We start from the raw sequence: 26,928 nt of genomic DNA on the forward strand, positions 1-26,928 counted from the left end.
TCTATACCCCGTTCGCCCCGAGATATTCTCTGACCTTTTTGAGGTCCAGCTCTGTGATCGGGATCGGGCGCTTCGCCTCCAGCATGCGCATGACGAACAGCTCGCCCGCTTCGGGATATTCGGCGAACCGTTGCTGAGCGATCCGCTTGCCCTCCGGTCCCGCCACCCACAGCCCGTCCAAATGCGCCTCCAGCCGCTCGACCAGCCGCGCGAGCCGCTCAGCGTCCATGTCGGGATTCTCGTCCGGGTGCAGCAGGTGCCGGTCGTAGACTGTCCACAGGAACGCCGCCATCTCCGCGTGCTGGCGCACGATTTTCGGAAGGACGGGTGCGCGCGGCATCAGTTGAGGTTGACCGAGCCACCGCGGATACGATTTGCCGCACTGGCATGGCTGGTGACATATGTGCCGCGAATGGTGATATGACCGTCTTTTTCGAGGACGATGGTCGCTTTGCCGCAGCGGAGTTCGACGCGTTCCTCGCCATGGATCCGCACCTGGCGCCCGTCACTGAACGCCCGCGGCCGCGGGTCGCGGGTCGGATCGACAATGCGTCCGACGATCAGCGGAAGTAGTGGATCCCCCTCCTCGAACAACAGTGCCACTTCGGAGGCGATCGCGTCCGGACCCAGCGCGACGAGGCTCTTAGCCTTGAGGGCGGTCTCCTTTGGATTGCCTGCAAATACGACCAGCGGCGTGGCCTCCTCGAAGCCCAACAGAACCCCGATAACGACACCCTCGATCCGCGATTTCAACGCAACCATTTCGAACCTCAATTCTGCAGGATGTTGCTGCCCTTCATGACGATATCGCTCGAAGCGTCGACATTGATCTTTCCCGAACCTTTGACCGTAATGTCCTTTCCCTTGATGGTGATCGTTCCATCCTTCTTCATAAGGATCTCGGCACTACCGGTCTTGATCGTTATCGAGTCCTTGGCTTCGATGGTCAGGTTCTTGCCGACCACCATCCCCGCATCCTCGCCAACTTGGGTGAGGCTCTTCTTGCCGATCTTGAGTTCGTGCGCCCCGTCGATCTGGGTCGAGGCATCCTGGCCGACCTTGACGGTCCATGTCTTGCCGATCTCGGTGTTCTGCGCGCCGCCGATTTTGAGGCCCTGATCGGCGCCGATCTCGATGCTTTGGCTGGCCTCTACGTTCCAGCCATCATCCGCCCCAATATCGTGGCTCTGCCCCGCTCCCACCGTAACCGAACGTGAAGCCCCGATCGTATTCATCTGCGCCGCGCCGACGCTTCGTGTCTCAGTGGCGCCCACGGTATCGACGCGCGCCGCGCCGACCGTCACCGTCTGCACCAGCCCGACCGTCTGCGAGTGGCTGGCGTCGATGTTTTCCGTCGAATTGGCGACGACGTGGATCGTCTCGTTCGCCATCACCGTCAGCGAGCGGTTCGCACCCACCGTCTCCGTGTCGTTCGACCCGATGTTCGTCGTCTGGTCGACGCCGATCTTGACCGTCTTGTTGTTGCCGACGTCCTCATCGAGGTTATGGCCGACGGAGTGCTTGGCGTCATGGTCGATGCGGTCGGACTGGTCGTGCTGCACCGTCTTGTTGCGGTCGTGCTTGATCAGCAGATGGTGGTCCTTCTGCGCCTGGAAATTGACCAGTTCGGAACCGGCCTTGTCCTCGAACATGAGCTCGTTGTAACCGCCGCCGCCTTTCGAGGAATTGGACTTCCAGCCCGATTGCGTGGCGTTGCCCGGCAGCGCGTAAGGCGGCATCTCGGAGGCATTGTAGACGCGGCCGGTGATGATTGGCAGGTCCGGATCGCCCTCGATGAAATCGACGATGACCTCCTGGCCGATGCGCGGGATCTGGATGAAGCCCCAGCCGCTGCCGGCCCAGGTCTGAGACACACGCACGAAGCAGGACGAGTTCTGGTCCTTCTTGCCAAGGCGGTCCCAATGGAATTGCACCTTCACCCGCGCGTATTTGTCGGTGAATATCTCCTCGCCCGAAGGGCCGACCACCGTTGCCGTCTGCGGGCCGCGCATGATCGGTCTTGGCGTGATGCGCGGTGGCCGATAGGGCAATTTCGTGGGCGCTACGCCCAGCACCACCTTGAAATTCTCGCTGTGGGCTTCGTTCTGGGTCCGGTAGCCCGGATCGAACAGTCGGTATTCGGCACTCACAACCAGATATTCCGCATTCTGGTCGTCGCGCGGAAAGCTTTCGAGCGTGAACTTGCAGCCGGAAAAAAGGCCACGCACCGTACCCACGGCGGTATTGCGCTGATGCACTGCCTGAAGTTCCTCGCGGCGGATCCCGGCGATCGTATCGCCGCGCCCGACATCGAGATGCGCTCCGGGCTGGCGGTAGTTTTCGCCCGAAGCCTCCTTGTGGCTGAAAGACTGGGCGGACTTCGCCATCAGATCGGCGCCGGGCTTCTCGAAGTCATAGTCCGTGTGGGCGTAGGCGCCTGGCCGCACCGCACTGCCCGGAATCCATTCGGTGATGTATTCGACGTCGCGTCGCGAGCCATAGCCCTCGAAATTATAAAGCACCTTCTCGTAGCCTGGAGCCGGCTTCAGCTTGCTCATCGCATCGCACAGCACGAGCGTGTGCTTGTCCTCATCATGCTCGAAGAAATAGAAAATACCTTCGTGCTCGAACAACCGCTGCACGAAATCGAGATCACTCTCATCATACTGGACACAGTATTCGCGTGATGGATACGAGCCCTGCAGGCGCTTCTCGAATTTTGCGATACCGTATTTCGAAAAGATCTTTTCGACGATCTCCACAGCGGTCATGTTCTGGAAAATGCGGCAATCGGTGGTGTTGCCGAGGAACCAGAGCCACGGCCTGACGGTGGCCTCGTAGTAGGCCAGCCGATCCTCTATGCGTGTAAGCTTGAAATCCGACACCAGGCCGCTGAACCAGCGCTTTGGATCGGATTCACCTTCGACCGAAACGACGCCACCCAGCATCTTCAGCGGATCGACGTCACGGCTCTTGCTGACGAACCCGACAGTATAGGCAAAACTTCGGCTGATCTCATCACGACCGACGAGATGGGTGAAGGTCAGCACATCGGCGCCAACCGGCGTGTGTACAACCGTGGCACGTTCGTTCGGCATGGGGCGTGCCCCTCCTCGACGCGGCCGCCAGTGTGATGGATTGAAGCCCCCGCTCCGTAAACTGCGTCACGCTCGGGAGGTATTCGAATTCACCGCATCGGACCGCTGCAAGCCTAGCATATGTTTGATGGAGGCCAAACAGAAGCAATGGTTAAACCGTAGCGTGCATTCAAGTGAAGCGCACCTCTCCCACTACGCTGGCAAGATGCTAGAATGTCTAGGATTTCAGGTTTGCCAGTGGCGTCGAATGTTCATTACACTCCAGATCAGCAATGTTGACAGGCTGCCACCAGGCATCGCGGCGAGCTATGCCGCGCGCGACCGCAGCTTCGAAATCGGGCGCGAAAATTGTGACTGGACACTTTCCGATCCCGACAAGTTCATCTCGGGCCGGCACTGCGAAATCCGCTATCAGGCCGGCACGTTCTGGCTTCATGATGTCTCGCGCAACGGCACCTTCGTCAACGGCTCCAGCCAGCGCATGAATGCGCCGCATCGGCTAACCCAAGGCGACCGGCTGCTGATCGGCCGCTACGTCGTCGCCGTTTCGGTCGACGAAGAGCGCGTCGCCACCGGTCATCCGCAAGCCAGGACCGGTTCGACGCAACGCGAGTTGCCGCCCTCGACGGGGACACCGCTGAAACTCGGCAGCGCGTTATTCCACAATTTGGGGGAGCAGCGCCCGGCCGAGGTAACGCCGGTGCCGGCGTCTTCTGTGCTGCAGTCCAGCCCCGCTGTCCCGGCCAAGCAGCCAGGGGAAGCGGAGGGGATACTGCGCGATATCGCCAGGGCCGCCGGCTTATCGCCGGAGTTGTTGCAGTCGCGCGACCCGCATGACGTCGCTGCCGAGATCGGTGCGGTGTTGAGAACCACGGTCGAGCAACTGTCCTTGCTGCTCAAGGCGCGCGCCGCGGCCAAGGTGCTCGCCAAAAGCGCGCACCGCACCATGATCGGCGCCGAGGACAACAACCCGCTGAAATTTGTGCCGGGCACCGACGACATACTCGAGATCATGTTTGCCAAGCGCCGGGCCGGCTATCTCGATGCCAGACACAGCATCGAGGATGCGTTCCGAGACCTGAAGACCCACGAAATCGCTACCTACGCAGCCATGCAGGCCGCGCTCTCGAGGCTGCTCGACGACCTGTCGCCGGAGGCGATCGCCAAAAGAATCCCGCCTGCGTCCTTTTCGTCCAGGAAAAGCCAGGCCTGGGACGCGCTCGTCGCAACGTGGCGGACGATGGAGGACAAGCACGAAAACGGCATGCTGGATGTCTTCCTCGCTTATTTCGCCGAAGCCTACGCCAAGGCTGACAAGCAGAAATAGCCGCGCTCGGCAAATGTCGTCGGCAACGCTCCTACGGGCTGTGTGAGGGGCCTCGCAGAAGAAGCCGCTTCCTTGATCATCCTGCTTTCCGATTTCAATCGGCTTGCGGTGCGACTAGGATAGCGCATGGGTGCTTGCCTGGCTGGCAAAGCGGCGTGGCTTGGGGCGTGTGCAGGAATGTCATGTTTCGGCAGGATCAGTCTTTCCATCCGGCTCGCTGTTGATACCCAGCCTGGTAGGCGCCTCTCGACGGTGGCGCGCCGATGAGCTCGAAGGACGATCCCCCCGAGCCGCCGGACAAAACCGTCATCCGCGCGCCACGGCCAAGGCAAAAGCCGCGCGTGGCTCCCGATAGTTCCGGTGCGCCATCACCCTCCAGGGAATCGACGGTGTTCGACCCCGGGCTCGGCCGGCAAATGCCCCCCGGCTGGTCGTCCGAAACCATGGTCTTTCAGGAAGCCGGCCACGGAGCTGAGTCCGCGGCGGCGCCGGCGTTGCAGCAGGACGCCTTGCTCAATGCCACAGCTGGCGTGAAGTATGCCGCGGCAAATCCTATTCTTGCCGCCGCGGCCCCCTTGCTCATGCTGTTCGGTCAGCTACGGCTGATACCAGTCGAACGGCAAGCCGCAGCCTTGGCGGAGCATATCGCAGACGCCATCGAAACCTTCGACCACACTATCGCCAAAGCCGGTATTGGGGAAGAAGACGCACGGATCGCGAAATTTGCGCTTTGCGAAACCACCGACGATCTCGTCGGCAACCTGCCCTGGCCGAACAAGGAAACCTGGCTTCAGCACAGTCTGGTGGTGCAGTTCTTCCACACACGACCGACAGGCACCGGCTTCTATGAAGCGCTGAACAACATCCTCGCCAAGCCTGAAGCGCATTACGACCTGCTCGAATTGATGCATGCCTGCCTGTCGCTGGGGTTCGAGGGCCAGTATCGGGAATTGTCCGGCGAACGGAACACACTCGAGCGCGTCCGGCGCGACGTCTACGACACGCTGCGCTATTTCAGGCCGCGCGCCGCCGAGGACATTTCGCCCCGGTGGCAAGGCATGGCGGCGGCAATGGCCAGGCCAGGAGGGCGGCTGCCTCTATGGGCGATCGCAGCAGCCGCGGCGGCCCTGGTGACGGTGGCCTTTTTCGGGCTGCGGATATTGATCACCGATGAAGGCGATGCAACCGCCGGCGCGCTGCTGGCGCTCAATCCTTCCGCCCCGGTTACCATTGAACGCGCCAGCGTGGCGGCGCCCGCCGAACCGGTGCAAGCCAAGCCGCCGTCACCGATCCACCCGGACACCACGCAGATCGACCGCATCCGCGCGGCACTCGCCCAGCAGATCGCCGCCGGAGGGCTGGGCGTCGGCACGAAGGGCGACTTCATCGTTGTCGAGATCAGCAACCAGCTTCTGTTCGCATCCGGCCAGGCTGAGTTGAAGGCACAGTTCCAGCCGATCGCGGCCGATATCGCCAAGGCGCTCGACGCCGAAGCCGGACCGATCAAGATCGTCGGCCACACCGACAATGTGAAGCCGAAGAAGTCGAGCGCGTTCAAATCGAATTTCGATCTCTCGGTCGCCCGCGCGAAAGCCGTGCAGGCGATGATCGCCAGGCAATTGAAGGATCCATCGCGTCTGAGCGTAGACGGCAAGGGCGAAGACGAACCCATCGCCGACAACGCGACGGCGGACGGCCGCGCCAAGAACCGCCGCGTCGACGTGATGATCCCGAAACAGGAGACCTTGCAGGCCGGCTCGGCGGAGAACGGCAACTGATGCGCTGGATGCTGCGGATATTCAGCGTGCTTGCCTTGGCCGGCTTCTCGGCCGCCGTCTGGTATGCCGGACCGCTGCTCCGCTTCGCCGATACCCGCCCGCTCGGATCCGTGTGGCTCAGGGCGCTCATCATCGGACTGACGGTGGCGGTGCTGGCGTTGTTCTACGGCATCGGCTTCTGGCAAAGGCGCAAGGCGCAAAAGGCGCTCGAAGCGGCCATTGTGCGCAGCGACGAGCGCAACGACGATGCACAGGTGCTCGAAGCGCGCATGAGCGAGGCCATCGCGACGCTGAAGCGGACGAGCGGCAAGCGCAACTTCCTTTATGATATTCCCTGGTACATCATCATCGGCCCGCCAGGCGCCGGCAAGACGACGGCTCTGGTCAACTCCGGGCTGAAATTTCCGCTTGCGGGCTCCGGCAATGCCCAGCCGGTGGCCGGCGTCGGCGGCACGCGGTCATGCGACTGGTGGTTTACCGATGAGGCGGTGCTGATCGACACGGCCGGCCGCTACACCACGCAGGAATCGGACCGCGAGCGCGACAAGGCAAGCTGGCTTGCTTTCCTCGGATTGCTCAAGAAAAACCGCGTAAGGCAACCGATCAACGGCGTGATCCTGGCCATCAGCCTCGCCGATCTCATTGGCCTCGATGACCAGCATATCGAGGCGCATGTGACCGAGATAAGAAGCCGCCTGCGCGAACTGCACGAGACGCTGAAGATCCAGTTTCCCGTTTATCTGCTTTTCACCAAGGCCGATCTCGTCTCCGGCTTCATGGATTATTTCGGTCAATTCGACGAAGCACGCAGGCGCAAGGTGTGGGGCGCGACGTTCCAGACCGCCGATCGCACAAGGAACATGGCCGGCGAGGCGCCGGCCGAATTCGACGGGCTGGCGAAACGCTTGGCGGACGAAATTGCCGATCGCTTGCAGGAAGAGGCCGACCCGGTTGCGCGCATCGCCATCTTCGGCTTCCCGGCACAGTTCGGTGCCCTCAGGAACCGGATAGCGCATTTCATCGCCAGCTTGTTCGATGCCTCTCGATCGCAGGTCAATGTCAGCCTGCGGGGCCTCTACTTCTCCTCTGGTACTCAGGAAGGAACACCGTTCGACCAGGTGCTGGGCGCAATCGGCCGCAGCTTCGGCAGCACCTCGCAGGCGCATTTTTCCGGCACCGGCAAGAGCTTCTTCCTGCACGATCTGCTGACCAATGTGATCTTCCCGGAATCGGGCTGGGTATCCTTCGACCGAGCGGCCGAACGGCGCGCCAGGCTCGCGAGATTTGGCGGCCTCGCCGCTATTGCGCTGGCGGCCTCGGCGGCTCTCGGCGTGCTTGGCCTCAGCTTCTTCGCCAACAAATCGCTGATCACCTCCACCAGGCAGGCGATGGCACAGTATCGCGACAGCGCCGATTCGCTGCTCAAGAGCACGACAGTGACCGACGTCGACCTGGAAAACGTCATCGGCCCGCTCGACCAGCTGCGCAACCTGCCGGCCGGCTTCGAGAACGGCGACCAGGCAAAGCCGATCGAGGAGACGTTCGGGCTCAGCCAGCGCGAGAGGCTGCTGTCAGCCTCCAGGACCGCCTATCGGCAAGCGCTCGAGCGGACATTCCGCTCCCGGCTGCTGGTGCAGGCCGAGCGCACCATCCAGGCCAAGATGGCCGATCCCATCGCACTCTACGAACCGTTGAAGATCTACCTGATGCTTGGCGGCAAGGCTCCGAAGGTCGATGACGAGTTGATTGTTTCCTGGATGAGGCAGGATTGGGAAGAGAACCGCTATCCCGGCGAGAACAACCGCGAGGGCCGCGCGCAGCTCGAAAAACATCTGCGCGCCATGCTCGCGCTCGACGACGCCTACGATCCCGTCTTTGAGCTCAACCAGCCACTGATCGAGGCCGCGCAACGCTCGCTTGGGCGCATGAGCCTTGCCGACCGCGCTTCGGCGCTGATCAAGTCGGCGGTCTACGCCGCAAGGCTGGAGGACCTCTCCGTCGCCGCGAAAGCCGGCCCTGAGGCGCAGCTTCTGTTCGAACGCATGGATGGCAGCGACCTCGCCGATCTCAACGTTCCTGGACTTTACACGCGCGCCGGCTTCAACCGCTTCTTCCTGCCGCAGCTCTCGCGCATCGCGCAAATGCTCGTCAACGACCAGTGGGTGCTCGGCGGAGGCGGCGAACAGGGCGGCATCGACCAGGACCTGCCCAAGCTCGGCCCCGAACTGATCGATCGCTACGGCAAGGAATTCTCATCCGCATGGAACCGCGTGCTCGACCAGCTCAAGTTCAAGGCGTTGCTCAAGGACAGGCCGCAATATCTCGCGCTTTCCGCCCTCGCCGCGCCGGACTCGCCTCTCGATCAGCTGTTCACCGCGATCGCCGATGAGACTGCATTGACGAAGCAGAACACCACGGCCGACGGCGAGAGCAATGCGGCGCAGGAAGACCCCGCCAGCATGGCCAAAGGTCTGGCACGCATCGGCCTGCAGATCGCCGGCGGCAAGTCGCAGAGCCGAGCCGGATTGGGCTCGGCCGTAGCCCAGAATGCCGGTGCGAGCGTCGAGGCACAGTTTCGACCGTTCCAGGCCCTGGTCAGCGGCGTCAGTGGACGGCGGCCGCTCGATGCGTTGACGCGGAATTTCCGCGACATATTTCAAAGCCTCAAGCTTTCGGCAGATGTGCCTTCACAAACCGAACGCGTCAACGCCAACCTGCAGCTGCAGATCTCCACGCTGCGCGCCAATGCCTCACGCCTTCCGAAGCCGCTTGCGCGCATGGTCAACGCGGCAGCGGACGAGTTTGAAGGCAATGTCGCCGAAGCCTCGGTGGCCAACCTCAACCAGAACCTCGACCAGACGGTCACACGAGCCTGCGAGGAGGCGGTCAACGGTCGCTATCCCTTCGCCAGTGACGGCACCGAAGATATCTCGATAGCGGATTTCGCCAAGCTTTTCGCGCCGGGCGGGCTGATGGACCGCTTCTTCGCGCAGAACCTGGCGCCGCTGATCGACATGACCGGCCAGGAATGGACCTGGAGACAGGATGTCCGCTCCAGCCGCGACCTGGCGAAGTCGACCTTGAAATCATTTCAGTCGGCCGCCGAAATCCGCAGCGCCTTCTTCCCTTCCGGTGGCTCGGTGCCGTCGGTTTCGATTACCATCACGCCTTTTTCGCTGAACAGCGACGCCGACAACGCGGTTCTCAACATTGACGGCCAGACCGTCCAGAGCAGCCAGACGGGGAATGCGCCAAGCACAGTGACCTGGCCAAACGGCACTGCCTCTGGTTCCGCCAGCCTCAGCCTGATGCCGGAAATGCCAGGCCGCGACTCCGCTCTCAAATTCGAAGGACCGTGGGCCTTGAAGCGTCTGTTGGACAAGGCGACCATCACCGCCAATGGCGCCAACACCGAAGCCCGCTTCGTGATCGGCGGACGAGACGTCGCTTACACGATGCAGACCGGGCCGGGGACCAGTCCCTTCCTGCTGCCGGCCCTGTCCGGCTTCAGCTGTCCGAAGGCGTTCTGACATGGCTGTGTTCCAGCGCGCCGCCGGCCGCAGCCCTCATTTCGGTACTCTAACGTATTCGCTTGTGGCAAAGTGGCCTGGGCACCCTGCCCATGCTTGGTCACAGAGGACGCTCGCGAAGCGCTTGGTGGCAAATTGAGCTCTATCGCCCTTCCCATCGAAAGCTTCGGCGTGAGCCATAAGGGCTGCGTGCGCGACCACAATGAGGACAACTACCTGATAGAGCCGCAGACCGGCCTGTGGGTGGTGGCCGATGGCATGGGCGGGCACGAGGCCGGCGAGGTGGCGTCGGCCAGCATCGTCGATCATCTGGCGACGATCGGCATTGCGAGCTCGGCGCCGGACCTTCGCGCGCGCTTCGAAGACCGGCTGAGCCGCGCCAATTCAGAGATCCGCGACATCTCGCGATCCCGCGGCATCACCATCGGCTCCACCTTCGCGGCCTTGCTTGCAATGGACGGACGCTTCGCTTGCCTGTGGGCCGGCGACAGCCGCATCTATCTGGTCCGCAACGGCGTGATCTTTCAGGTCTCGAAGGATCACACCGAGGTTCAGGAACTGCTGGACCGCGGCATGATCAGCGCGGAGGAAGCGCTGACCTGGCCGCGCCGCCATGTCATCACCCATGCCGTCGGCGTCAGCGATGAGCTCGAGATCGATTTCCAGCAGGGCGAGTTGATGCCGGGCGATGTCTTCGTCCTGAGCACCGACGGCCTGACGGCGCATGTCAGCGACGCCGAGATCGAAGCAGCCGTGATATCCGCAACGCCGCAGGCGGCGTGCCGAAGCCTGCTGGAAACGGTGCTGGCGCGCGGCGGAACCGACAATGTGACCATCGTGCTCGTGAAGATCGGCGGCGGGCGCAACGGTGCGCTCCATTCGGATCGGTCCGGAGCGGAGAGCCTGGCGAGATGAGCGACGACGACAAGACCCGGATATCGACGAACGACATCTATACCGGCGTCGGCACGCAGCTCAGCGGCATTTACGAACTCGACGAGAGGATCGCCTCCGGCGGCATGGGAGAAGTCTATCGCGGCCACAACATCCAAACCGGCGACCATGTGGCGATCAAGATCGTACTGCCCGAATTCGCCCGCGATCAGACGATCCTGTCGCTGTTCCGCAAGGAAGCGTCGATCCTCAACCACCTGTCGCATGACGCGGTGGTGCGCTATCACGTCTTCACCATCGATCCGAGGATCGGCCGCCCCTATCTGGCGATGGAGTTCGTCGACGGCCAATCACTATTCGACGTGATGCGTCGCGGACCAATGCGGGGGGAAGAAGTGCGGCGGCTTTGCCACCGCCTGGCATCGGGGCTCGCCGCGGTGCACCAGGCGGGCGCGGTTCACCGCGACCTCTCGCCGGACAACATCATCCTGCCTGGCGGGCGGGTGGAAAGCGCCAAGATCATCGATTTCGGCATCGCCCGGTCGGCCGCCGTAGGCGGTGAAACGCTGATCGGCGGGAAGTTCGCTGGCAAATACAATTACGTCTCGCCCGAACAGCTCGGTCTCTATGGCGGTGAGGTCAGCGAGCAGTCCGATATCTATAGCCTCGGACTGGTGCTCGCCGCGGCATTGCGCGGAAAGCCGCTCGATATGAGCGGCTCGCAATACGAGGTGATCGAGAAACGCCGAACCGTGCCGGACCTGTCTGACATCGACCCCGATTTCCAAGAGCTCATTGCCGCGATGCTGCAGCCGGATCCGCGCGATCGGCCGGCCAGCATGGCCGAGATCGCCAGGGCAACGCGTGGCGAGGATGTCGACGCGACATTGCCGCCGGCATCATATGGTCCGCGTGACCGCTCGGGCTTGCCGCGCGCCGGCTGGACGGTGCTGGCCGAGTCCGGGCCGCAGCCTTCGACCTCCGCGGGCGAAAAACACTTTGTTGAACATGTGCGACCGGCGCATCTGTCACAGCCACGGCCTGCGCCAGCGCCCGCGCCGGCCAGCACGCCCATGCCGACTGCGCCGCGAAAATCGTCGCGGATGCCGGCTGTCGCTGGCGGCCTCGTGACGCTGGCGGTCCTTTTGGGGGGCGGCCTTTACTTCAGCGGCATCCTAGCGCCTCCGCCGGCCGAAGAGAAACTCAAACCGCTGACACCGAAGCCGGTGCCCAAACCCGTTGTTGAAGCCCCCAAGCCGGTGGCTGAGACGCCGCAGCCGGATGAATCGAACCCTCCGCCGCCGGTGCAGCCTCAGCCAGAGCCTTCAAAACCCGACAATGCCGCCACTATCGAGACGGTGAACCCACCTGCCCTACCGGATGCACAGGTGAAACCTCCGGTGCCGGCTGAGAACCAGGCGCCCGGGGTGCCGCCGGCAACAGAAGCGCGGCAACCCGCCGAGCAGGCGCCGGTAGCGCCGCCCGTCGGCAAGCCAGCGTCGCCTACGGTCCAGCCCGAAACCACGGCCAACAGTCAGGCGCAAGCGCCCCCGGTCGAGATCAAGCCTGCCCAAAACCCGACCGCGAACCCGCCGAAGACGTCCGCGCCAAGCCAGGCGGGGGCAGAGAGCAAGCCGGCGCAGCAGGCAAATCCGCCGGCGACAGAACCCAGTGCAACGGAGCTGGTCGAGATCCTTTCCAAGCTGGCCAGGCCGGAGGCTTCCCCGCCGCCGGCCTCGGAGAGCCGGTTGCCGGCGCAGCCAACCAGCCCGCCGGTCAAACCGGCGGCCCCGCCCCCGACGGCCAGCCAGCCGACACCACCAACTTCGCCATCAGAGCCGACGCAGACAGCGCAGCCGTCCCAACAACCGCAGGCGCCGGTAACCACACGGCCCGAAAATACCGAAGTCGCGATCAATGTGCCAAAGCCGGCGGTTCCGCCGGCGAAGCCGGTCGACGAGGCGGCGCAACGCGCCTCATGGGTGCGCGACTTCAGCGGCGGCGACTGTTTCTATGCGTCGCTGACATCACAAACCGCCAGTTCCGCCGCTATCGAAGGCCTCGCGACAGCCGTACAGCCCTTCGAGCAGATGCTCAACGATTTTCGCTCGAGGTTCCATCTCGAGCCGGACATCAATGTCCGTCTCATCGAGCAGCCTCAGTGTGAAGTGACCAACTTCCTGCGCGTCCTCGACCGGAACCGTGTGGAAAGTCCGCAGCTCGTTCTTGACCGGACATCGGTGCCGGATGGTGCGCCGATCGGCGGCACGCTGGTAACGCGCGGCGGCCTCATTTCCAACGTCATGCTGATCGACCACAGGGGCATCGCTTTCAACCTCGATGATCGCATCGTGGCGCAGACCGACAAGGCGACCTTCAACATCCCGATCGGTCTAGGCGCCGCCGACAAGGCGGCGGGCAAACCCCTACCGCAGATCATGCTGGTGATTACCGGACCGAAGGACATCCAGGCCGCGATGTTCTCGAGACCGACACCGGTCTCCGAGCTTTTGCCAAAGATCCTCGAGGAGATCGGCGCCGACGGCTCGCAGTTCTCCGCCACCGCCAAATATTTCCAGCTCGGCGGATAGATATGGACGCCGATGGACCTGTGCCCCTCGCATTCATTTTGCCGGCCTTCGTCACGCACAAAGCGTAGCTGGTTTCGCTTATTGGCGAACCTCTCCGGCCGCTTGGCATTTTCCGCGCTGTTCAGCGCGGCGCTGCTCGTTATCTTCTCGACCAAAAGCGCGCATGCCGAGTTCACCGTCTGCAACCAGACGCTCGACGTCGTCAACCTCGCGGTCGGACAGAAGGTCGACAATGCCGACCAGACCGACGGCTGGTGGACCATCGGCGCCAACCAGTGCGTGAACGTCATCCGCGAGGAACTGGCCAACCGCTACATCTACCTCTACGCGACCGACGTGTTCGGCCATGCAATCCTCAACGGATCGACCGAGATGTGCGTTGATCGGCGCCGCTTCTCCATCCGTGGCATCGAGGAGTGCTGGCAGCGCGGTCATATCGCGGCGCGTTTCGTCGAGGTCGATACGCTGGAGCAGGTGCGCTGGACCTATTTCCTGACCGGAAACAGCCCGTGACGCACAGCATCGACACGAGCTTCAAACAGAAGAAGCTGGCGCGCCTGGCCGAGCGCAGACGCAGACTCTGGCGCCGCGCTCTTGCAGGCGTTGCAACGCTCACCGTCATAGCGATCGCCACCGGCTTCTATCTTACCAAGGACAACTGGTCGTTCGGCGACGAGGATGAGGAACTGCATCCCGTCGAAGGCATGGAAGACGTGCCGCCCGACGCCTCGGTCTATGTGCCGGCCATCATCGACCTTGCCGGTGACCCGATGTGGATCACGCTTGCGCCCGATGCGGACACCGCCACGAAGGGCCACACGGTTGCGCGCCCAGCCGAACTCGACAGTTCCGGGGCCTCGCCACAGATCGAGATTCTGTCCGACGTGATGCTGAGCGCCAGCGAGAAGTTCATGACGACGATCCCGTCGACGCAGGAGGATTTTGCCTTCTTCAAGGCGCAGCGGCAGACTGCTGCGAAGCCTTCAACCGCTGCACCAGACGATCAGCAACCGACCTCGCCCGCACCTGCTCCCGCGGCGCCCAACGACCAGCCGGGCGATCTGGCGAACGACCTGCAGGCGCCGCCGGACGCGGGCGAAATCCCCGCCGGTTCGGCGCCTAAAGCCGACGCAGACGACCCCGAGGCCGGCTGGGGTGAGACCATCGACCAGGGCGAGGCAGCGCTCCCCGCCTTCAAGAAGACCGCGATCGAGAACAACACCACCGTCGCGACCGTCACCAGCGAATATCAGCGCTTCGCGGCGACGGAGGACACTTTCGTGAAGATCCTCAACGACCGCAGCCTGGATAGCGTGGCGCTCGACGCGCATTTCTCCGCGGACGACGCCAGGCTTGCGGGCGAGGCGCTGAAAGGGCTGTTCAAGCGCGATGGGCTCGAGGCCGGTTTCGTGGTCGCCATGCGCGGCTTCCGGCCGAACCGAGAGACGACGACGATGTCGCTGATGCAGGTCTCGGTCTACGCAAGGAACGTCTATGTCGGTACGCTGACGCGCAACGCAGCTGGCGCCTTCGTTTCGGGCGTCGACCCCTGGGTTCGCGAGGACCTCTTTAACTATTCCGGTGCCTCGGACCAGGGCGGGCCCAAGCGGCAGTACCGGCTGCTCGACGCAATCTACTCGACCGCGGCACGCAACAAGGTGCCGACCAGCGTGATCGGCGAAGCGATCATGTATCTGTCGAGGGGACAGGATCTCGACGCTTTCGCCAGCGAGGACCAGCGCCTGGTGATGATCTACTCGCAGACGCCGCGCGACCAGGGCGAGATCTCCGGACGGGTGCTTTACGTCGGCGTCCTGGGCAAGGACAAGAACCTCGACTGCTTCGTCTTCCAGCAAAGCGACGGCCAATACGCCTGCGTGACCGGCGATGATCAGGTTCGCTCGCTGAACGTCACCAACGGCATGGTCACGCCGGTCGCAGGCGTGATGACGTCGACCTTCGGCCCGCGCAAGCATCCGATCCTCGGCACGGTTCGGATCCACAAAGGCGTCGACTGGGCGGCTCCGGTCGGGACGCCGGTCATGGCCGCTTTCGACGGCGAGATTTCCTTCCAGGGCGATGGCGGCAGCTATGGCAATCTGGTGAAGATCACGCATGCCAACGGCCGCGAGACGCGCTACGCGCATATGCAGAAATTCGCCATCGCCAGCGGCATCGGTACCAAAGTGAAGGCCGGCGACGTCATTGGCTATATCGGCACCACGGGGCTTTCGACCGGCCCGCATCTGCATTTCGAGCTCTACGAGAACGGCGAGGCGATCGACCCGCTCGGGACAGTCACCACAGTCGCCACCGCCGTTTCCGTCAGTTCCGGCGGGGCCGGCGATTCCGCGGTCGAAACGCTGACCGACCGGATCGTCCATGTCGAAAGCGGCGGCAGCGCCCGCGCCAAGAACCCCAACTCGTCGGCAACCGGCGCCGGCCAGTTCATCACCAAGACCTGGATCCGGATGATGAACACCTATCGTCCCGACCTTGCCCGATCGCTTTCGACCGCCGACCTGCTCGCGCTTCGCTATGACGCGACGCTGTCGCGCGAAATGGTGCGCAACCTGGCGCGCGAAGGGGAAGCCTATCTGCGCGCCCGCGGCCACCAGATCACGGCAGGGCGCCTTTATCTCTGCCACTTCCTTGGCATGGAAGGAGCGCACCAGGTGCTGGCCGCGTCCGGCTCGTCGCAATTGAGCGCCGTTCTGGGCGCAGCCGTGATCCAGGCCAACCCGTTCCTGACCGGCAAGACCGTCGGCTACGTCATCGATTGGGCCGAGCGGAAAATGGGGCAGAAAGCGCCGCGCGTGGTGACCGATCAGAGCCAGCCGGTGACAACCACGACCGAGGTCCGGCAGACGTCGCCGGAGTTCGAGAAATACAAGCAGGCGATAACCGCACTGCTCAATTCAATCCAGGAGACGCTTGAGCCGGGCTGAGCAATTCCAGGAAAAGTGTGAACGGTTTTCCGGGGATAAGCGCGTAGCGCTTTCCCTTGGGAGTCGCGTCAAAACAAGAATTAGAACGGTGACCGTCCCGGCTCAAAGGCGGCACGATCGCCTGCTCGATCGGTTTTGACACTGGCATATCGGCAAATATTTGCAGAGGCCGGGTGCATCCGGTGAACCTAAGCTGTCGCCGGGGCTACACAAGCCTGAGAGCCATTTTTGGCCGAAGCGACTTTGTCGCTGACGAACTGAGCATGCGCAGAGATCAATAGCGCGCCCCGATGGGCCGGAGGGCTGATCCATGAAACTGTTTGCCATCCTTTTGAGCGGACTTGTCCTTTCCATCCTTGCCGCCTTCGGCGTCCAGGCCGCAACAACCGAGGGCAAGCGTGTCGCGCTGGTCATCGGCAACAGCAAATATGTCAACGCTGTTGCCTTGCCCAACCCGGCGAACGATGCCCACCTGATTGCGTCGACGCTGCGCAACGCCGGCTTCGATGTGATCGAAGGCGTCGACCAGGACAATGCCGGCATGCATGGCCTGATCAGCAAATTCACCGAAGAATCCTACAACGCCGACCTCGCGGTCATTTTCTACGCCGGCCACGGCATGCAGGTCGACGGCAAGAACTATCTCATACCGGTCGATGCCGATCTGACCTCGCCCGCCTATCTCAAGACCCGCACGGTTCAGATCGACGAATTCATGGCGGCGCTGCCTGCCGATCCCGCCGTCGGCGTCATCATTCTCGATGCCTGCCGCGACAATCCGCTGGGTCGTACCCTGGCCGCGGCGCTGCCCAAGAGCCGCTCGCTTGGCGCCGGCCTCGCGCCGGTGGATGCAAAGGCAGACGGCGTCGGCACCGGCGGTGTCTTAATCGCTTACGCAACGGATCCTGGCGCCATCGCTTTCGACGGCGACGGCGTCGACAGCCCCTACTCTCTGGCGTTGGCCAAGCACCTGACCGAACCCGGCGTCGAGATTCAGAGCGCGCTGACGCGCGTGCGCGGCGACGTGACGGACGCCACGCAGGGCCGGCAGCGCCCGTGGCACAACGCATCGCTTGGGCGCGAGGTTTTCCTCGGCAAGCCCGCGGCACAAACAGCCCCACCCGCCGTGGCGCCGGTGGCCGACGCCGCCAAGACGACCGCAGCGCCCGCCCCGGTCGCCAGCGAGCCGCCATCCTGGGAGGTCGAGCAGCGCCTTTGGGACGAGGCTTCGAAGAAGAGTGCCATTCCCTACTACGAGGCCTATCTCGACCAGTTCCCGAACGGCCGCTTCGCCACGATGGCAAGGCTCGACATCGGCCAGTTGAAGGACCCGACGGCGGGCAAGCAGGTCGCGGCGCTCGACACGAACGATGCGAACGCGAATCCCGGCCCGGCCGTTCGTACCTCGGCCGCCGACCAGGTCCGCACCGCACCACCGAAGAAACAGGTCGTGCAGAAGACCCGCACGCTGAAACCGGTGGCGCGGCGGAAACCGCGGAAACAGCAGATCGTCGAGCGCTGGCGCAACCGGGAGATTGTGATGCGCGACGAACCGCCACGGAGAGACAACAATGACTTCCTGACCAAGGCGCTGATTTTCGGCAGCGGCGTCGTGATCGGCGGCGCGATGAGATATTGATCACAGCCAGTCAAAGGGAACCCGCGTTGGACGAGTTCCCTTTTGCCACTATCGCTGTTGACGATCGGCCTGTCGGCGTTACTCGGTCCTGATGCGCATTTCCACGCGCCGGTTGACCGGATCGTAAGGATTGGCAACCCGCGGGTGCGACTTGCCAAGGCCGATCGCTTCGAGCCGCACCGATTCTACGCCGTTCGCTTCGAGGAAGGCCGCCACCGACTGGGCCCGCCGCTGCGACAGGTCCTGGTTGTAGCGATCCGGGCCGGTTGCATCGGTGTGGCCTTCAACGACAAAGCTGAATGTGCTCAACCGATTGTCTTTCAGCGCCTTGGCGAACTCGTCGAGTTCGGCGCGTGCCGTCTGGTCGAGTTGCGCGGAATCAAGGGCGAAATTGATCATCATGTCGAGACCGGTCTTTTGTGCAGCCGAGCCAGTCTTCTCGGCCTTGCTCTTGCACTCTTCCTCCGTGCCGACGCAGATGCCGCGCGCGGCACCCAGATTGCCGGTCTGGCCGGCGAAGAACTTCACGATGTCTTCGGATTTCTGAAGCGGATCGGCAAAGACGTGCGTTGCAAGAAGCATGGCCGCCAATGCCAAGGCTGAACTGCCCAATCGCATGACCGTCACTCCTGTCCAAGAGGATTTCGCTGGCGCGCATCATATCAAATCGGCAAGCGATTGTCTGTGAACAAACGCATGCCGCCCTGGTCGCCACCTGCCAACGACTGACGCTTGACCGGCGCTCAGCCACAGGCTTGAGTGCTGTTCTGGTGGTTCTTGGGGTGTGGCAGCCATGGCCAATGAACTCGGATACAGAACGGCACGGGATCTGTTTCTTGCTTGTCCCGCCATCGCCAGGGACATGAAATCGCTGGCCACCGGCCAGCCGCCGCTTGATTTTTGCCGAGCCTTGCTTGCCGGGCGCGTGCCGGAAGAAGCCGTCACGTTCTGTGCCTACCTCCTGCCCGAGCGAGCCGCCGTCTGGTGGGGACATGAGTGCCTGAGCAATCTCGCCGAGCTCCTCGCGGACCGGGATCTCGAATTGCTGGCGCTTGTCCATGACCGCGTCGGCGAACCTGACAATCCCCACCATCAAGCCGTCCTGAGCAATTCCCTGGACCTGCCGCCGGCGACACCGGCCGCCTGGATCGCTCTGGCAGCGGTATGGCGCGACCCGACCCTCGACATGGTGTCGACCGGATTTCCTGCCGCCCATGCCGTGAATGCCGGAATTCTGGCCGGGCTGGCCCGTGCCTCGCTGGCGGACCGGTTTTCCGTGCTTTCGGCCTTTGTCGAAATGGGCATCCAGATGGCGGAGATGGAGGCGTAACGGCATTCGCCGATCGCTACGCGCCATCCGTCATTGCTGGCCTCAGGCCGGCATTATTTGCAGCCGCCTTGCGCCCATCTGGCCAGCGCGACCTTGAAGCGGGTGCCGAGCGGATGCTGCAGGCGCAGGACCGAGACGTCGTTGGCGGCGAAATTCTTCGCCTGCTCGCAAAGGCGGACCTCATTCCACTCGTGGCAGTTGTCGCAGTGCTTGCCTTCCCAGACCGATTTGTCGAGTCCTTCCACCGGACTGAAAAGCGGTTCGCCCTTGATCAGTTGGGCGATGCTCTTGCCGTCGATCGCCGGGTCGCCGAACTTGACGGGACGATCGAAAAGGATAGGACCGTCGGTAGCCAGCTTCGGAATTTTCGCACGCAGGGTATCAAGCGCAAGCTGATCGGCATTCTGGCCTGGCGAAGCGCCGGTGTTGCGCGTGCCGGATCCGGCTTCAGCTTGCGGAGTGCTCGCCTCGCCGACGATCAGCGGCGCGTTGAGATCGACCTTGTGCAGGACAACCTCGGTGGTCAAGGAGACATTGATCCAGGGGCGTTGCTTGCCGGCGGTAGCCTTGAAGACGTCGCTGGTCACCCTGTTCATCGCTTCGGTGATGGAAACATTGGATTCCCCAATGTGCTGAAGCAATGCCGTCGTGAAGGGCGAGTGGTCGCTGGACCCGTCATAGGCGAGTTGGTTGGGACTGGCGGCAAAGGCGACGAGCGTTCCGGCGCCGCCATTCTCGATTGGAATTTCCGCAAGGCCGCTGCTGGCACCCTTGATGCCGGCGGTCTTAGCCAGCACATCGGCCAGAGGATTGTCCCGGCACGCGTCCAGAAACACCAGCCTTATGCTGGTCTCGCGAGACATCTGGCGCAAAATGAAATCGACCGACACGGCCTCAAAGTCGAGCGAGGTCTCGTCCTCGAGCGCGGCATCCACTGGAAGCAGATAGTTCTTGCCTGAAACCTGCAGGCCATGGCCGGCATAGAAGAAAAGCGCCACATCGGCGCCACGCACCTGCTTGGCGAACTGGGCGACCGTGACCTGTGTCTGCTGCTTGGTGAGGTCGAAGCCGGAGACCACCTCGAAACCAAGGTTCTGCAGGCGCTCGGCCATCGCCTGGGCATCGCGTGCAGGATTGGCGAGCGGCGCGGCGTGCTGATATTGCGAGTTGCCGAGCACCAGCGCGATACGGCGCTCGGCACTGGCGGCCGTCAAAGTCAAAAGCAGGACAAGCGCGACAAGGCCGGCGCCGCGAAGCAAGACGGCGCAAAACGCGAATGTGCGGGAACCCACCCCGACCTCAGTTCGCGAGCTTCGTGGCGGAGAATTCGATCCGCCGGTTGAGCGCCTTGTTCTTCGGCGTGTCATTGGCGGCAACCGGGTTCTCCTCGCCATGGCCGGCGGCACTGATCTGCTGCCGCGGCACGCCGCCGGCGACCAACGCTTCGGCAACCGCCTGCGCGCGCCGTTCGGAGAGCGCCTTGTTGGCCTCGGGCGAGCCGTCCGAGTCCGTGTAGCCGGAGACCTCCACCTTCAAGGTAGGGCATTTGCCGACGACACCTTCAACTTCGGTGAGCAGCGGACGGCTCTTGGCATCGAGCCGGGCGCTGGCCGGACGAAAGTAGATGGCGCCGGTGCGCGACAACACGGCAAACCGATTGAGGCACTCCTCGTCGCTGAAATTGGCCTTCGCCGCGTCAGTGGCCACGGGACCGACACCGGTGGTGCCGGCAGCGACTGTCTGCACCGCGGCCGGCTTGCTGCCGTCAGCGATAAAGACGAAGTCGAAGGACACCGAGGCGGTGGGCACGATGTTCGTCACATTGGCGGCCTGCTGCAGCTTGTCGACGTTCGGCAGCAGGCCGAAATCCTCGACATGCACCGCGACGGGGGCCTCCGACGCGACAGAGACCTGAGTGTCGCTGATCATGGTTACGACGACGCTCGCCTCCAGATCCTTATCGACGCCGTGCAGGCTCAGCCGGAACGGCAAGCTTGCCTTGATCCGGCGTTTGGCCGGCAAGTCGGCAAATGCGGCCGGGTCGACCTTCGCCGTCAGCTCGGCCGTCGGATACTTGAATGTTTCGAAGAACAGGAAACGCATGCGCACATTGCGCAGGTCGACGCCCGTGTCGACGGAATTGAGATCGAAGCTGACCTTGGCGTCACCGGCGGAACTCAGCGTGCCGGTGATATTCCTGATCTTGTTGGTCTCGACGATCGTGTTCTTCTTGACCGACTGATAGGTGAGCACCGAGGCGTCGGGATCGAGCGTCCAGTTCGGCGCGGCGTTGGCGGCGTGCGGTTGGAGCAACAGCAAGCCCAACAGCGCGGCCAGGACCAAACTAAAGGCTCCGGCCTTCGCGCGCACTTTTCGACAGAATGCGACGACTTCGAACATGGAACGCCCCCGCCAGGACAACCTATCTCGATACCGCAGGAGATGGGAGCATAGAGCACTTGCCCTCGCTTGGCGAGCGGTTACGGCAGGCCATGGTAGCCGCGACGCCAGGGTATGAAGTTACCTGTTGTTGATCGCCGGTCACCAGTTGCTACCAACGCCGGAACTGCCGCCCCCAAAGGAGCGACGACCGGCGGGGCCTCGGTTTGGGCCGGCTCGATCAATGTCGTGGCCGCCACCTTTTTGTGCTTGATGATCTTCGGTGCAGTCTTCGTGCGAACGGCCCTCGCCCGGTGTTGGTGTTTTGTCGTCGGGTCGGCTCGACCCTGGGCGTCGCCGTTGTGCACCCGCTAACAGCCAGAGCGCCGGATAGAATTGTCGCGACGATTGCCTGTTTTTTTGATGCCCAGCCCACCACACTGCCTCCTTGTTGATCAGGCCGCACGAAATCTGCCCCTGCCGTTGGAACATTAGAGATCGATGACGGTTCTTTCGCTTTATATGCCGCTGCGTGGTGTCGGCTGAAGGTCGCTTGAGCAACCCGAGCGGCTCGCGCCCATGATCTCTTGGTCGCGAGCTCTCGGACGTCGAGGTGAAGACCGTAGGTCGAAGATGACAGGCTGCGGACGCCGCTGAAAGCCAAGAACAAAGCTAAGAACAGGAGCTAGTCATGAAACATCAGACACTTGAGGAACTGCAGTCGATCGCCGACATCAATCAGATGGCGCCGGCTCTGCTTATGACCAGAGAGCAGCGGATCGAACGGTGGGCGGAACTGCTCGAAATGAATCCGTCGCGCTGCCTGACCGCGCTCACCGGTACCGAGCGTCTCAACTCCGGGCTCCGCGAAGAGGCACGGGCAACCGGGTCGCCGATCACGGTTGCCTTCGATGATTCATTGCTGCGTGCATCGGGCCTGAAATCGGACACTTACGGCGAAGCCAAACGCTTCTTCGAACTGTCAGACTGGCAGTTGCACGACATCGTCTGCAGTTGCCATGCCGGTGCCACGATGCGGGCCGACTGGGCGGCCGGCAGGGTGCGCAGGATGCTCGGAGGCAGCAAGGTTCTTGCATGGCTGAGAAGTATATTGGCGCACGGTTGAGTGCCAAACGTTAGGTCAGCGAAGACGCAGCGCCGCCGCCGCAGCTGCAAATTGCTACTGGCGAGGCGGCGCTCGCTGGCTTGCGGGTTTTTTTGGAGCAGGTCCTAGAGTGGGGCCGGTCAACAATATCGGCCTTGCTGCGTCATAGAAACAGGCTCTGGTGGAGTGCATCGATGGTCAGGCTCCTTCTCGTCGTGGCTACGGCGCTTGCCCTCACTTGCGGCGGAGCAGCGGCGGCCAAGCTGGACCTCGCCACTGTCAATCAAGCGCAATTCTCAGCCGAAAGATCGAAAGGCTTCAGCCCGGCTATCCTGAAAGCGCAGATACTTTTGGATCGCGCCCGCTTCTCGCCAGGCTTGGTCGAGGGCCGCTTCTCAGAGAACGTCGCAAAGGCCATCAGGGCCTTTCAGACCGCGAACGGATTGCCCTCCGATGGGACGCTCACGCGGGAAACCTGGGACTGGCTGACGGCAACCTCCACCAAACCAGTCTTGATTAGCTACGAACTGACGCGCAAGGATGTGAGCGGACCCTTCACGAAGCGCATTCCGGCGCGCATGGAGAGGATGGCCCGCCTGCAGAGGCTCGGCTATCACAACGTCACGGAGAAGCTGGCCGAGCGCTTCCACATAAGCGAGCAATTGCTCAGGAGGCTCAATCCGGGCATCGGCTTCAGGAAGGCCGGCACTAAGTTGCTGGTTCCGGATATTGACCGGGGGGATTCTCCTGCCACGATTGCCGGCATCGAGGTCGACAAGGGCGCACGCCTGGTGCGCGTTCTTGATCCATCCGGTAAATGGCTCGCGGTCTTTCCCGCTTCCATCGGCAGTGCCGAGAAGCCGGCGCCGGGCGGCGAGGCGGAGGTCAAACGCGTCGTGCGCAATCCCACCTATCACTACGATCCGCGCTTCGCTTTCAAGGGGGTCAAAGCCAAACGGCCGTTCACGATTGCGGCCGGACCGAACAATCCCGTGGGATCGGTCTGGATCGATCTGTCCATCGAGAGCTACGGTATTCACGGCACGCCCGAACCGGGCAAGATCGGCACGACCTTCTCGCATGGCTGCATCAGGTTGACCAACTGGGATGCCGAGGACCTCGCCTCCATGGTGCAAAAAGGTACAAAAGTCAGCTTCAAGGACGAGATGGCGAACGCGGGCGGCGAGTAGCTGGTCACTCCACCTCGCTCAGGGAAAGGCCTGCCGAAATCGATATCCAGAGGACCATTTCCGTCAAATGGTCCCCGACACCCTCGACGGCTCGTCAAACACGTGGAGTTCTGCGCCAGACCGGCCGGCATCAGCTGTCCTTATCGGCTTGGGGACGTCGAAGACCGAATACAAGAGCGGTCATCGTTGCGCTCGCGCACGCCACCGCCAACAGCGTGATCACGCCCGCGAAGGAGGAATTTTGCTCTCTGCCAAACGGCAAATGTTTTGCGGGTAAAGGATTTTGAGCCAGTGCTTCCAGATCCGACCTGCTGCCGTGTCGAATGGAATATGCGCGAGTGAATTCGGCGCCAAGGAGAAAAATTTCGGATGTATAGTAGACCCAAAGTAGGATGACGAGCAGTCCACCGGCAGCTCCATATGAGGAGGCGACCGCGCTGGTGCCGATATACCAGCCGATAAGCGATTTCCCCAGGGTGAACAGCAGTGCGGTCAGAACAGCACCAAGCCCGACATCCCCCCATGCAAGGGTCCGATCAGGCAAGACTTTGTAGATTGCGGCGAACATGACGGAGATCAGCGCGAACGAGACGACAGCGTTGATCATGCCGAGAACGATTGTGCCAAACGGCAGATGGGCGTTGATGGTGTTTCCCAGCGCGGAGATCGCTGCGCTCGCAACCAGAGACACGAGGAGTAGGAAACCGAGCGCTGCGACCAAACCCAGACTTGCCACACGAGCCCGGACCAGACGCGACAACGAACTGCCCTGAGGTTCAACCTTCCAGATCATGTTCAGCGATTGCTGCATTTCGCCAAAGACGCCCGATGCAGCCACCAGCAACGTGACGATCCCGATCGCAGCGGCCCAGGTTCCGGACAATCTGCTTGATGCGCTCTGAAGAGCGGTCTTGAGCAAATCTGCACTTTCTGGTCCCATCAGCCCTGAAATCTGGGCCGATAATGCCAATTCCGCGGCATCATGACCGAAAACGAGACCTGCAATAGCGACCACAATCAACAAAATCGGAGCCAAGGAGGTGGTGGCGTAAAAAGCCATCGCGGCCCCATGACTGAGAGCATTGTCGTTGATGAAGCCGACTATGCTTTCCCTCACCAAACCCCACACATCTCTGATCGAGGGTCGCATTTGCGTCCGTAAGCTTTTTGCAGTGGCGCCCTAGGAATGCGCCGGCCCCCCCAATGTTCCGATCGGTCCGCTCACATGGATTCGGGACCGGTGCTTCGGGGCCTGGCAGGGAATTTTCCCACGCCGTGGGTAGGCGCTTACCGATCGGAGAGCTTTTGCCAAAGCCTGGTGTAGCTCGCTGCCCGGCCTGCTATCGAAACAGCAGGAACGACTGGGCGAAAGCACCCGCGGCTAGACTCGACTTGACGCTATTCGATCCGCTTGATGCGGCCCTTGTCGAGGCGAAATATCCCGGTCTGACCACCTTGCTTCTCGAAGTCGGTCTGCAGTTCATCCCAAGTTCCCAGATACTCACCACAATCATCACAAAAAATCTGGGTCTGTGGACTCGCGTCGGCCGGAATTCTCAGCCTGATGGTAAGGCAGTATGGGCATTCCAGCTTATGATTGAGGTATTGCTTCGACATCGAGCCACACTTCACCCCGATCCAGGGTTTTTGCAGGCGCAATGGAGCCCAACACTTTGCAAAAAGGCAATCGGACCTAAGTCGGACCTCCGGCAGGGACTGTGGTCTCATCCCGGAACGATCACTTTCAACGCTCGTTTCGCCCCAGGTCCCAAAGGAGCGAAGGCAGTGGCAATGGATGATAGGAACAACAGCGTTCTCGAAGCCAGGTGGCTGCTTGCGGTCCCCGCCTCGCTAATCCTTACGGTCCTTTTGGCCGGTCTCTTGCTGACTTAGCCAGCCAAGTCGAAACCCAAATAGGGAGAAAAATATGAGAGTGCATCTTTCCGCCGCCGCAGCAGGCTTTTTGCTGCTCGCCGGGATGGGCGCGGCCGCAGCCGATACCGTGGTCATCCAGCCAGAGCAGGAAACGGTCATCAAGGAATACGTGAAGAAACAGCCACTGGCATCGGTGAAGCTTCCTGGCGTGGAGCTCAACGTCGGAACGGCACTTCCCAATACGGTCGAGCTTCATGAAGTTCCCAATGTGAAATACCGGTATACGGTCATCGACAACCGGACGGTCATCGTGGATCCAGGCACACACAAGGTCGTCAAAATCATCGAATGAGGTGAGGCGAAGCGAAGCGACACACCGTTGACCTGCCGCCTCAAGGCCCGTTCCAGTCCCTACTGGTGCGGGCTTTTCTTTATCGCCGGAATTCCTGGGTTGCCGCTTTTTTCAGGTGGCGATCACCCATGTTTTCGCAACCAGCCCCTTGCCGCTCGTTCATCTATGCTGGTTGATCCCAGCACTCGATAACTTTGGCAATGCGGGATCGCGTCGTGCTCATCATCCAATGCGCAAAAGTCCGACCCGTGTAACGTTTAGGCCTGGCGGTTTGCGCTTGGGCCGCGGTTGAAAAATCCACGATCGCTGTTTCGGAGGTGCCTCTCGAAAATCGCGAGCTTCTCCAGGTAGCCAATCCGCACCTATGCTCCGCAGCCATCGCTTTTGAAACTGCCAAGCGTTTTTGCCCTTCCTGTTCATTCCGATCTCGACGGCAGCATATCTTGGCCTGCCGCCTTCAAAAACCGACCAGGCTTCCGCCCTGATCAACCTCGCCCGCAACATTGGCGGCAGCATCGGCGTGTCGCTCACCAATACCGTGATCGCTCAGAACGCGCAGATGCATCAATCGAACCTCGTCGCCAACACCGTGCAGTCGTCATCGACCTATCAGCAGACCCTTGGCCAGGTCGGCGAATATTTCCCAGCGCAGGGCTCGCCGGCCGTTCAGGCAAAGGCGCAGGCGGTCGGCTGGGTCGCGCAGCTTGTCGGTCGCCAGGCGACGCTGCTCGCCTGTGTCGACGTCTTTCGCTATTCGGCGATCGCCACCGCGCTGCTTGTGCCACTGGCGCTCCTGCTGCGCTCGCCGAAGTCGACGCAAGCTAGGACGTAGCGCGGGCAAGCCTGCAGGCAAAGTACGCTTGAACACTGCGAAACGTGCTGGTTCTAGCCG

21 protein-coding genes are annotated in these 26,928 nt (G+C 62.3%); 13 read left to right on the top strand and 8 right to left on the bottom strand.

The genetic code is table 11. The annotated features are described in order from the left end of the window. Window position 1: 1 nt before the first annotated feature. The 3 genes from MAFF_RS10375 to tssI are packed head-to-tail and all read right to left on the bottom strand — an operon-like array spanning window position 2 to window position 3,098. Complete coding sequence (locus MAFF_RS10375; RefSeq protein WP_010910859.1) at window positions 2-340, bottom strand: hypothetical protein; 339 nt, start codon at window positions 338-340, stop codon at window positions 2-4. Continuing rightward, entirely contained in the window at window positions 340-762 is a 423-nt protein-coding gene (locus MAFF_RS10380; protein WP_010910860.1) for a DUF6484 domain-containing protein, read from the bottom strand. Before MAFF_RS10380 ends, MAFF_RS10375 begins: the two co-directional genes overlap by 1 nt. 8 nt (window positions 763-770) lie before the next feature. Continuing rightward, entirely contained in the window at window positions 771-3,098 is a 2,328-nt protein-coding gene (gene tssI, locus MAFF_RS10385; RefSeq protein WP_010910861.1) for a type VI secretion system tip protein VgrG, read from the bottom strand. A 247-nt stretch (window positions 3,099-3,345) separates the two neighbouring features. Here tssI and tagH point away from each other — a divergent pair, with 247 nt between their 5' ends. The 8 genes from tagH (at window position 3,346) to MAFF_RS10425 (ending at window position 17,805) form a co-directional block, all read left to right on the top strand. Next, window positions 3,346-4,425, top strand: coding sequence for a type VI secretion system-associated FHA domain protein TagH (gene tagH, locus MAFF_RS10390; protein ID WP_010910862.1), 1,080 nt, complete (start codon window positions 3,346-3,348; stop codon window positions 4,423-4,425). Window positions 4,426-4,688: 263 nt separating this feature from the next. Next, window positions 4,689-6,203, top strand: a complete 1,515-nt coding sequence (gene tssL, locus MAFF_RS10395; protein ID WP_010910863.1) for a type VI secretion system protein TssL, long form — start codon at window positions 4,689-4,691, stop codon at window positions 6,201-6,203. Continuing rightward, window positions 6,203-9,733: a type VI secretion system membrane subunit TssM gene (tssM, locus tag MAFF_RS10400; protein WP_010910864.1), complete on the top strand. Its 3,531-nt coding sequence runs from the start codon at window positions 6,203-6,205 to the stop codon at window positions 9,731-9,733. The genes tssL and tssM overlap by 1 nt, the downstream gene beginning before the upstream one ends. 135 nt (window positions 9,734-9,868) lie before the next feature. After that, the gene (locus MAFF_RS10405; RefSeq protein WP_044550783.1) at window positions 9,869-10,648 is read left to right on the top strand and encodes a PP2C family protein-serine/threonine phosphatase; all 780 of its coding nucleotides are present in this window, start codon (window positions 9,869-9,871) and stop codon (window positions 10,646-10,648) included. Then, window positions 10,645-13,218, top strand: a complete 2,574-nt coding sequence (locus tag MAFF_RS10410; protein ID WP_010910866.1) for a serine/threonine-protein kinase — start codon at window positions 10,645-10,647, stop codon at window positions 13,216-13,218. The genes MAFF_RS10405 and MAFF_RS10410 overlap by 4 nt, the downstream gene beginning before the upstream one ends. A 12-nt stretch (window positions 13,219-13,230) precedes the next feature. Then, the gene (locus MAFF_RS10415; protein WP_010910867.1) at window positions 13,231-13,731 is read left to right on the top strand and encodes a DUF1036 domain-containing protein; all 501 of its coding nucleotides are present in this window, start codon (window positions 13,231-13,233) and stop codon (window positions 13,729-13,731) included. Further along, on the top strand, window positions 13,728-16,166 hold the full coding sequence (locus MAFF_RS10420; protein WP_010910868.1) for a M23 family metallopeptidase: 2,439 nt from the start codon (window positions 13,728-13,730) through the stop codon (window positions 16,164-16,166). The genes MAFF_RS10415 and MAFF_RS10420 overlap by 4 nt, the downstream gene beginning before the upstream one ends. Window positions 16,167-16,476: 310 nt before the next feature. Beyond that, complete coding sequence (locus tag MAFF_RS10425; RefSeq protein WP_010910869.1) at window positions 16,477-17,805, top strand: caspase family protein; 1,329 nt, start codon at window positions 16,477-16,479, stop codon at window positions 17,803-17,805. A gap of 78 nt (window positions 17,806-17,883) precedes the next feature. Here MAFF_RS10425 and MAFF_RS10430 read toward each other — a convergent pair whose 3' ends face one another. Then, window positions 17,884-18,423 carry an OmpA family protein gene (locus MAFF_RS10430; RefSeq protein ID WP_044548227.1) on the bottom strand — a complete coding sequence of 180 codons (540 nt, stop codon included), beginning with the start codon at window positions 18,421-18,423 and terminating at the stop codon, window positions 17,884-17,886. A gap of 175 nt (window positions 18,424-18,598) precedes the next feature. Here MAFF_RS10430 and MAFF_RS10435 point away from each other — a divergent pair, with 175 nt between their 5' ends. After that, entirely contained in the window at window positions 18,599-19,135 is a 537-nt protein-coding gene (locus MAFF_RS10435) for a DUF6931 family protein (protein WP_156315148.1), read from the top strand. A gap of 53 nt (window positions 19,136-19,188) precedes the next feature. Here the strand turns inward: MAFF_RS10435 and MAFF_RS10440 are convergent, their stop codons facing one another. Together MAFF_RS10440 and MAFF_RS10445 are read right to left on the bottom strand one after the other, a co-directional pair. Further along, the gene (locus MAFF_RS10440) at window positions 19,189-20,427 is read right to left on the bottom strand and encodes a caspase family protein (RefSeq protein WP_244420765.1); all 1,239 of its coding nucleotides are present in this window, start codon (window positions 20,425-20,427) and stop codon (window positions 19,189-19,191) included. A 7-nt stretch (window positions 20,428-20,434) separates the two neighbouring features. Beyond that, complete coding sequence (locus MAFF_RS10445) at window positions 20,435-21,448, bottom strand: OmpA family protein (protein ID WP_244420766.1); 1,014 nt, start codon at window positions 21,446-21,448, stop codon at window positions 20,435-20,437. A gap of 757 nt (window positions 21,449-22,205) precedes the next feature. Between MAFF_RS10445 and MAFF_RS10450 the strand changes: the two genes are divergently transcribed. Together MAFF_RS10450 and MAFF_RS10455 are read left to right on the top strand one after the other, a co-directional pair. Further along, window positions 22,206-22,640 (top strand): hypothetical protein, encoded by a 435-nt coding sequence (locus tag MAFF_RS10450; RefSeq protein ID WP_010910874.1) that lies wholly within the window; start codon window positions 22,206-22,208, stop codon window positions 22,638-22,640. A 173-nt stretch (window positions 22,641-22,813) separates the two neighbouring features. After that, on the top strand, window positions 22,814-23,809 hold the full coding sequence (locus MAFF_RS10455; protein ID WP_044548228.1) for a L,D-transpeptidase family protein: 996 nt from the start codon (window positions 22,814-22,816) through the stop codon (window positions 23,807-23,809). Between the two features lie 130 nt (window positions 23,810-23,939). Here MAFF_RS10455 and MAFF_RS10460 read toward each other — a convergent pair whose 3' ends face one another. Both MAFF_RS10460 and MAFF_RS10465 read right to left on the bottom strand, forming a co-directional pair. Next, window positions 23,940-24,869 carry a YihY/virulence factor BrkB family protein gene (locus tag MAFF_RS10460; protein ID WP_244420767.1) on the bottom strand — a complete coding sequence of 310 codons (930 nt, stop codon included), beginning with the start codon at window positions 24,867-24,869 and terminating at the stop codon, window positions 23,940-23,942. 338 nt (window positions 24,870-25,207) lie between these two features. Beyond that, window positions 25,208-25,426: a hypothetical protein gene (locus MAFF_RS10465; protein WP_032933655.1), complete on the bottom strand. Its 219-nt coding sequence runs from the start codon at window positions 25,424-25,426 to the stop codon at window positions 25,208-25,210. A gap of 310 nt (window positions 25,427-25,736) precedes the next feature. Between MAFF_RS10465 and MAFF_RS10470 the strand changes: the two genes are divergently transcribed. Both MAFF_RS10470 and MAFF_RS10475 read left to right on the top strand, forming a co-directional pair. Further along, window positions 25,737-26,036, top strand: coding sequence for a DUF1236 domain-containing protein (locus tag MAFF_RS10470; protein WP_010910877.1), 300 nt, complete (start codon window positions 25,737-25,739; stop codon window positions 26,034-26,036). Window positions 26,037-26,439: 403 nt separating this feature from the next. Continuing rightward, entirely contained in the window at window positions 26,440-26,868 is a 429-nt protein-coding gene (locus MAFF_RS10475; protein ID WP_010910878.1) for a transporter, read from the top strand. Window positions 26,869-26,928: the final 60 nt, after the last annotated feature.

Origin of the sequence: Mesorhizobium japonicum MAFF 303099, assembly GCF_000009625.1 — a bacterium.
Taxonomy (GTDB): domain Bacteria; phylum Pseudomonadota; class Alphaproteobacteria; order Rhizobiales; family Rhizobiaceae; genus Mesorhizobium; species Mesorhizobium japonicum.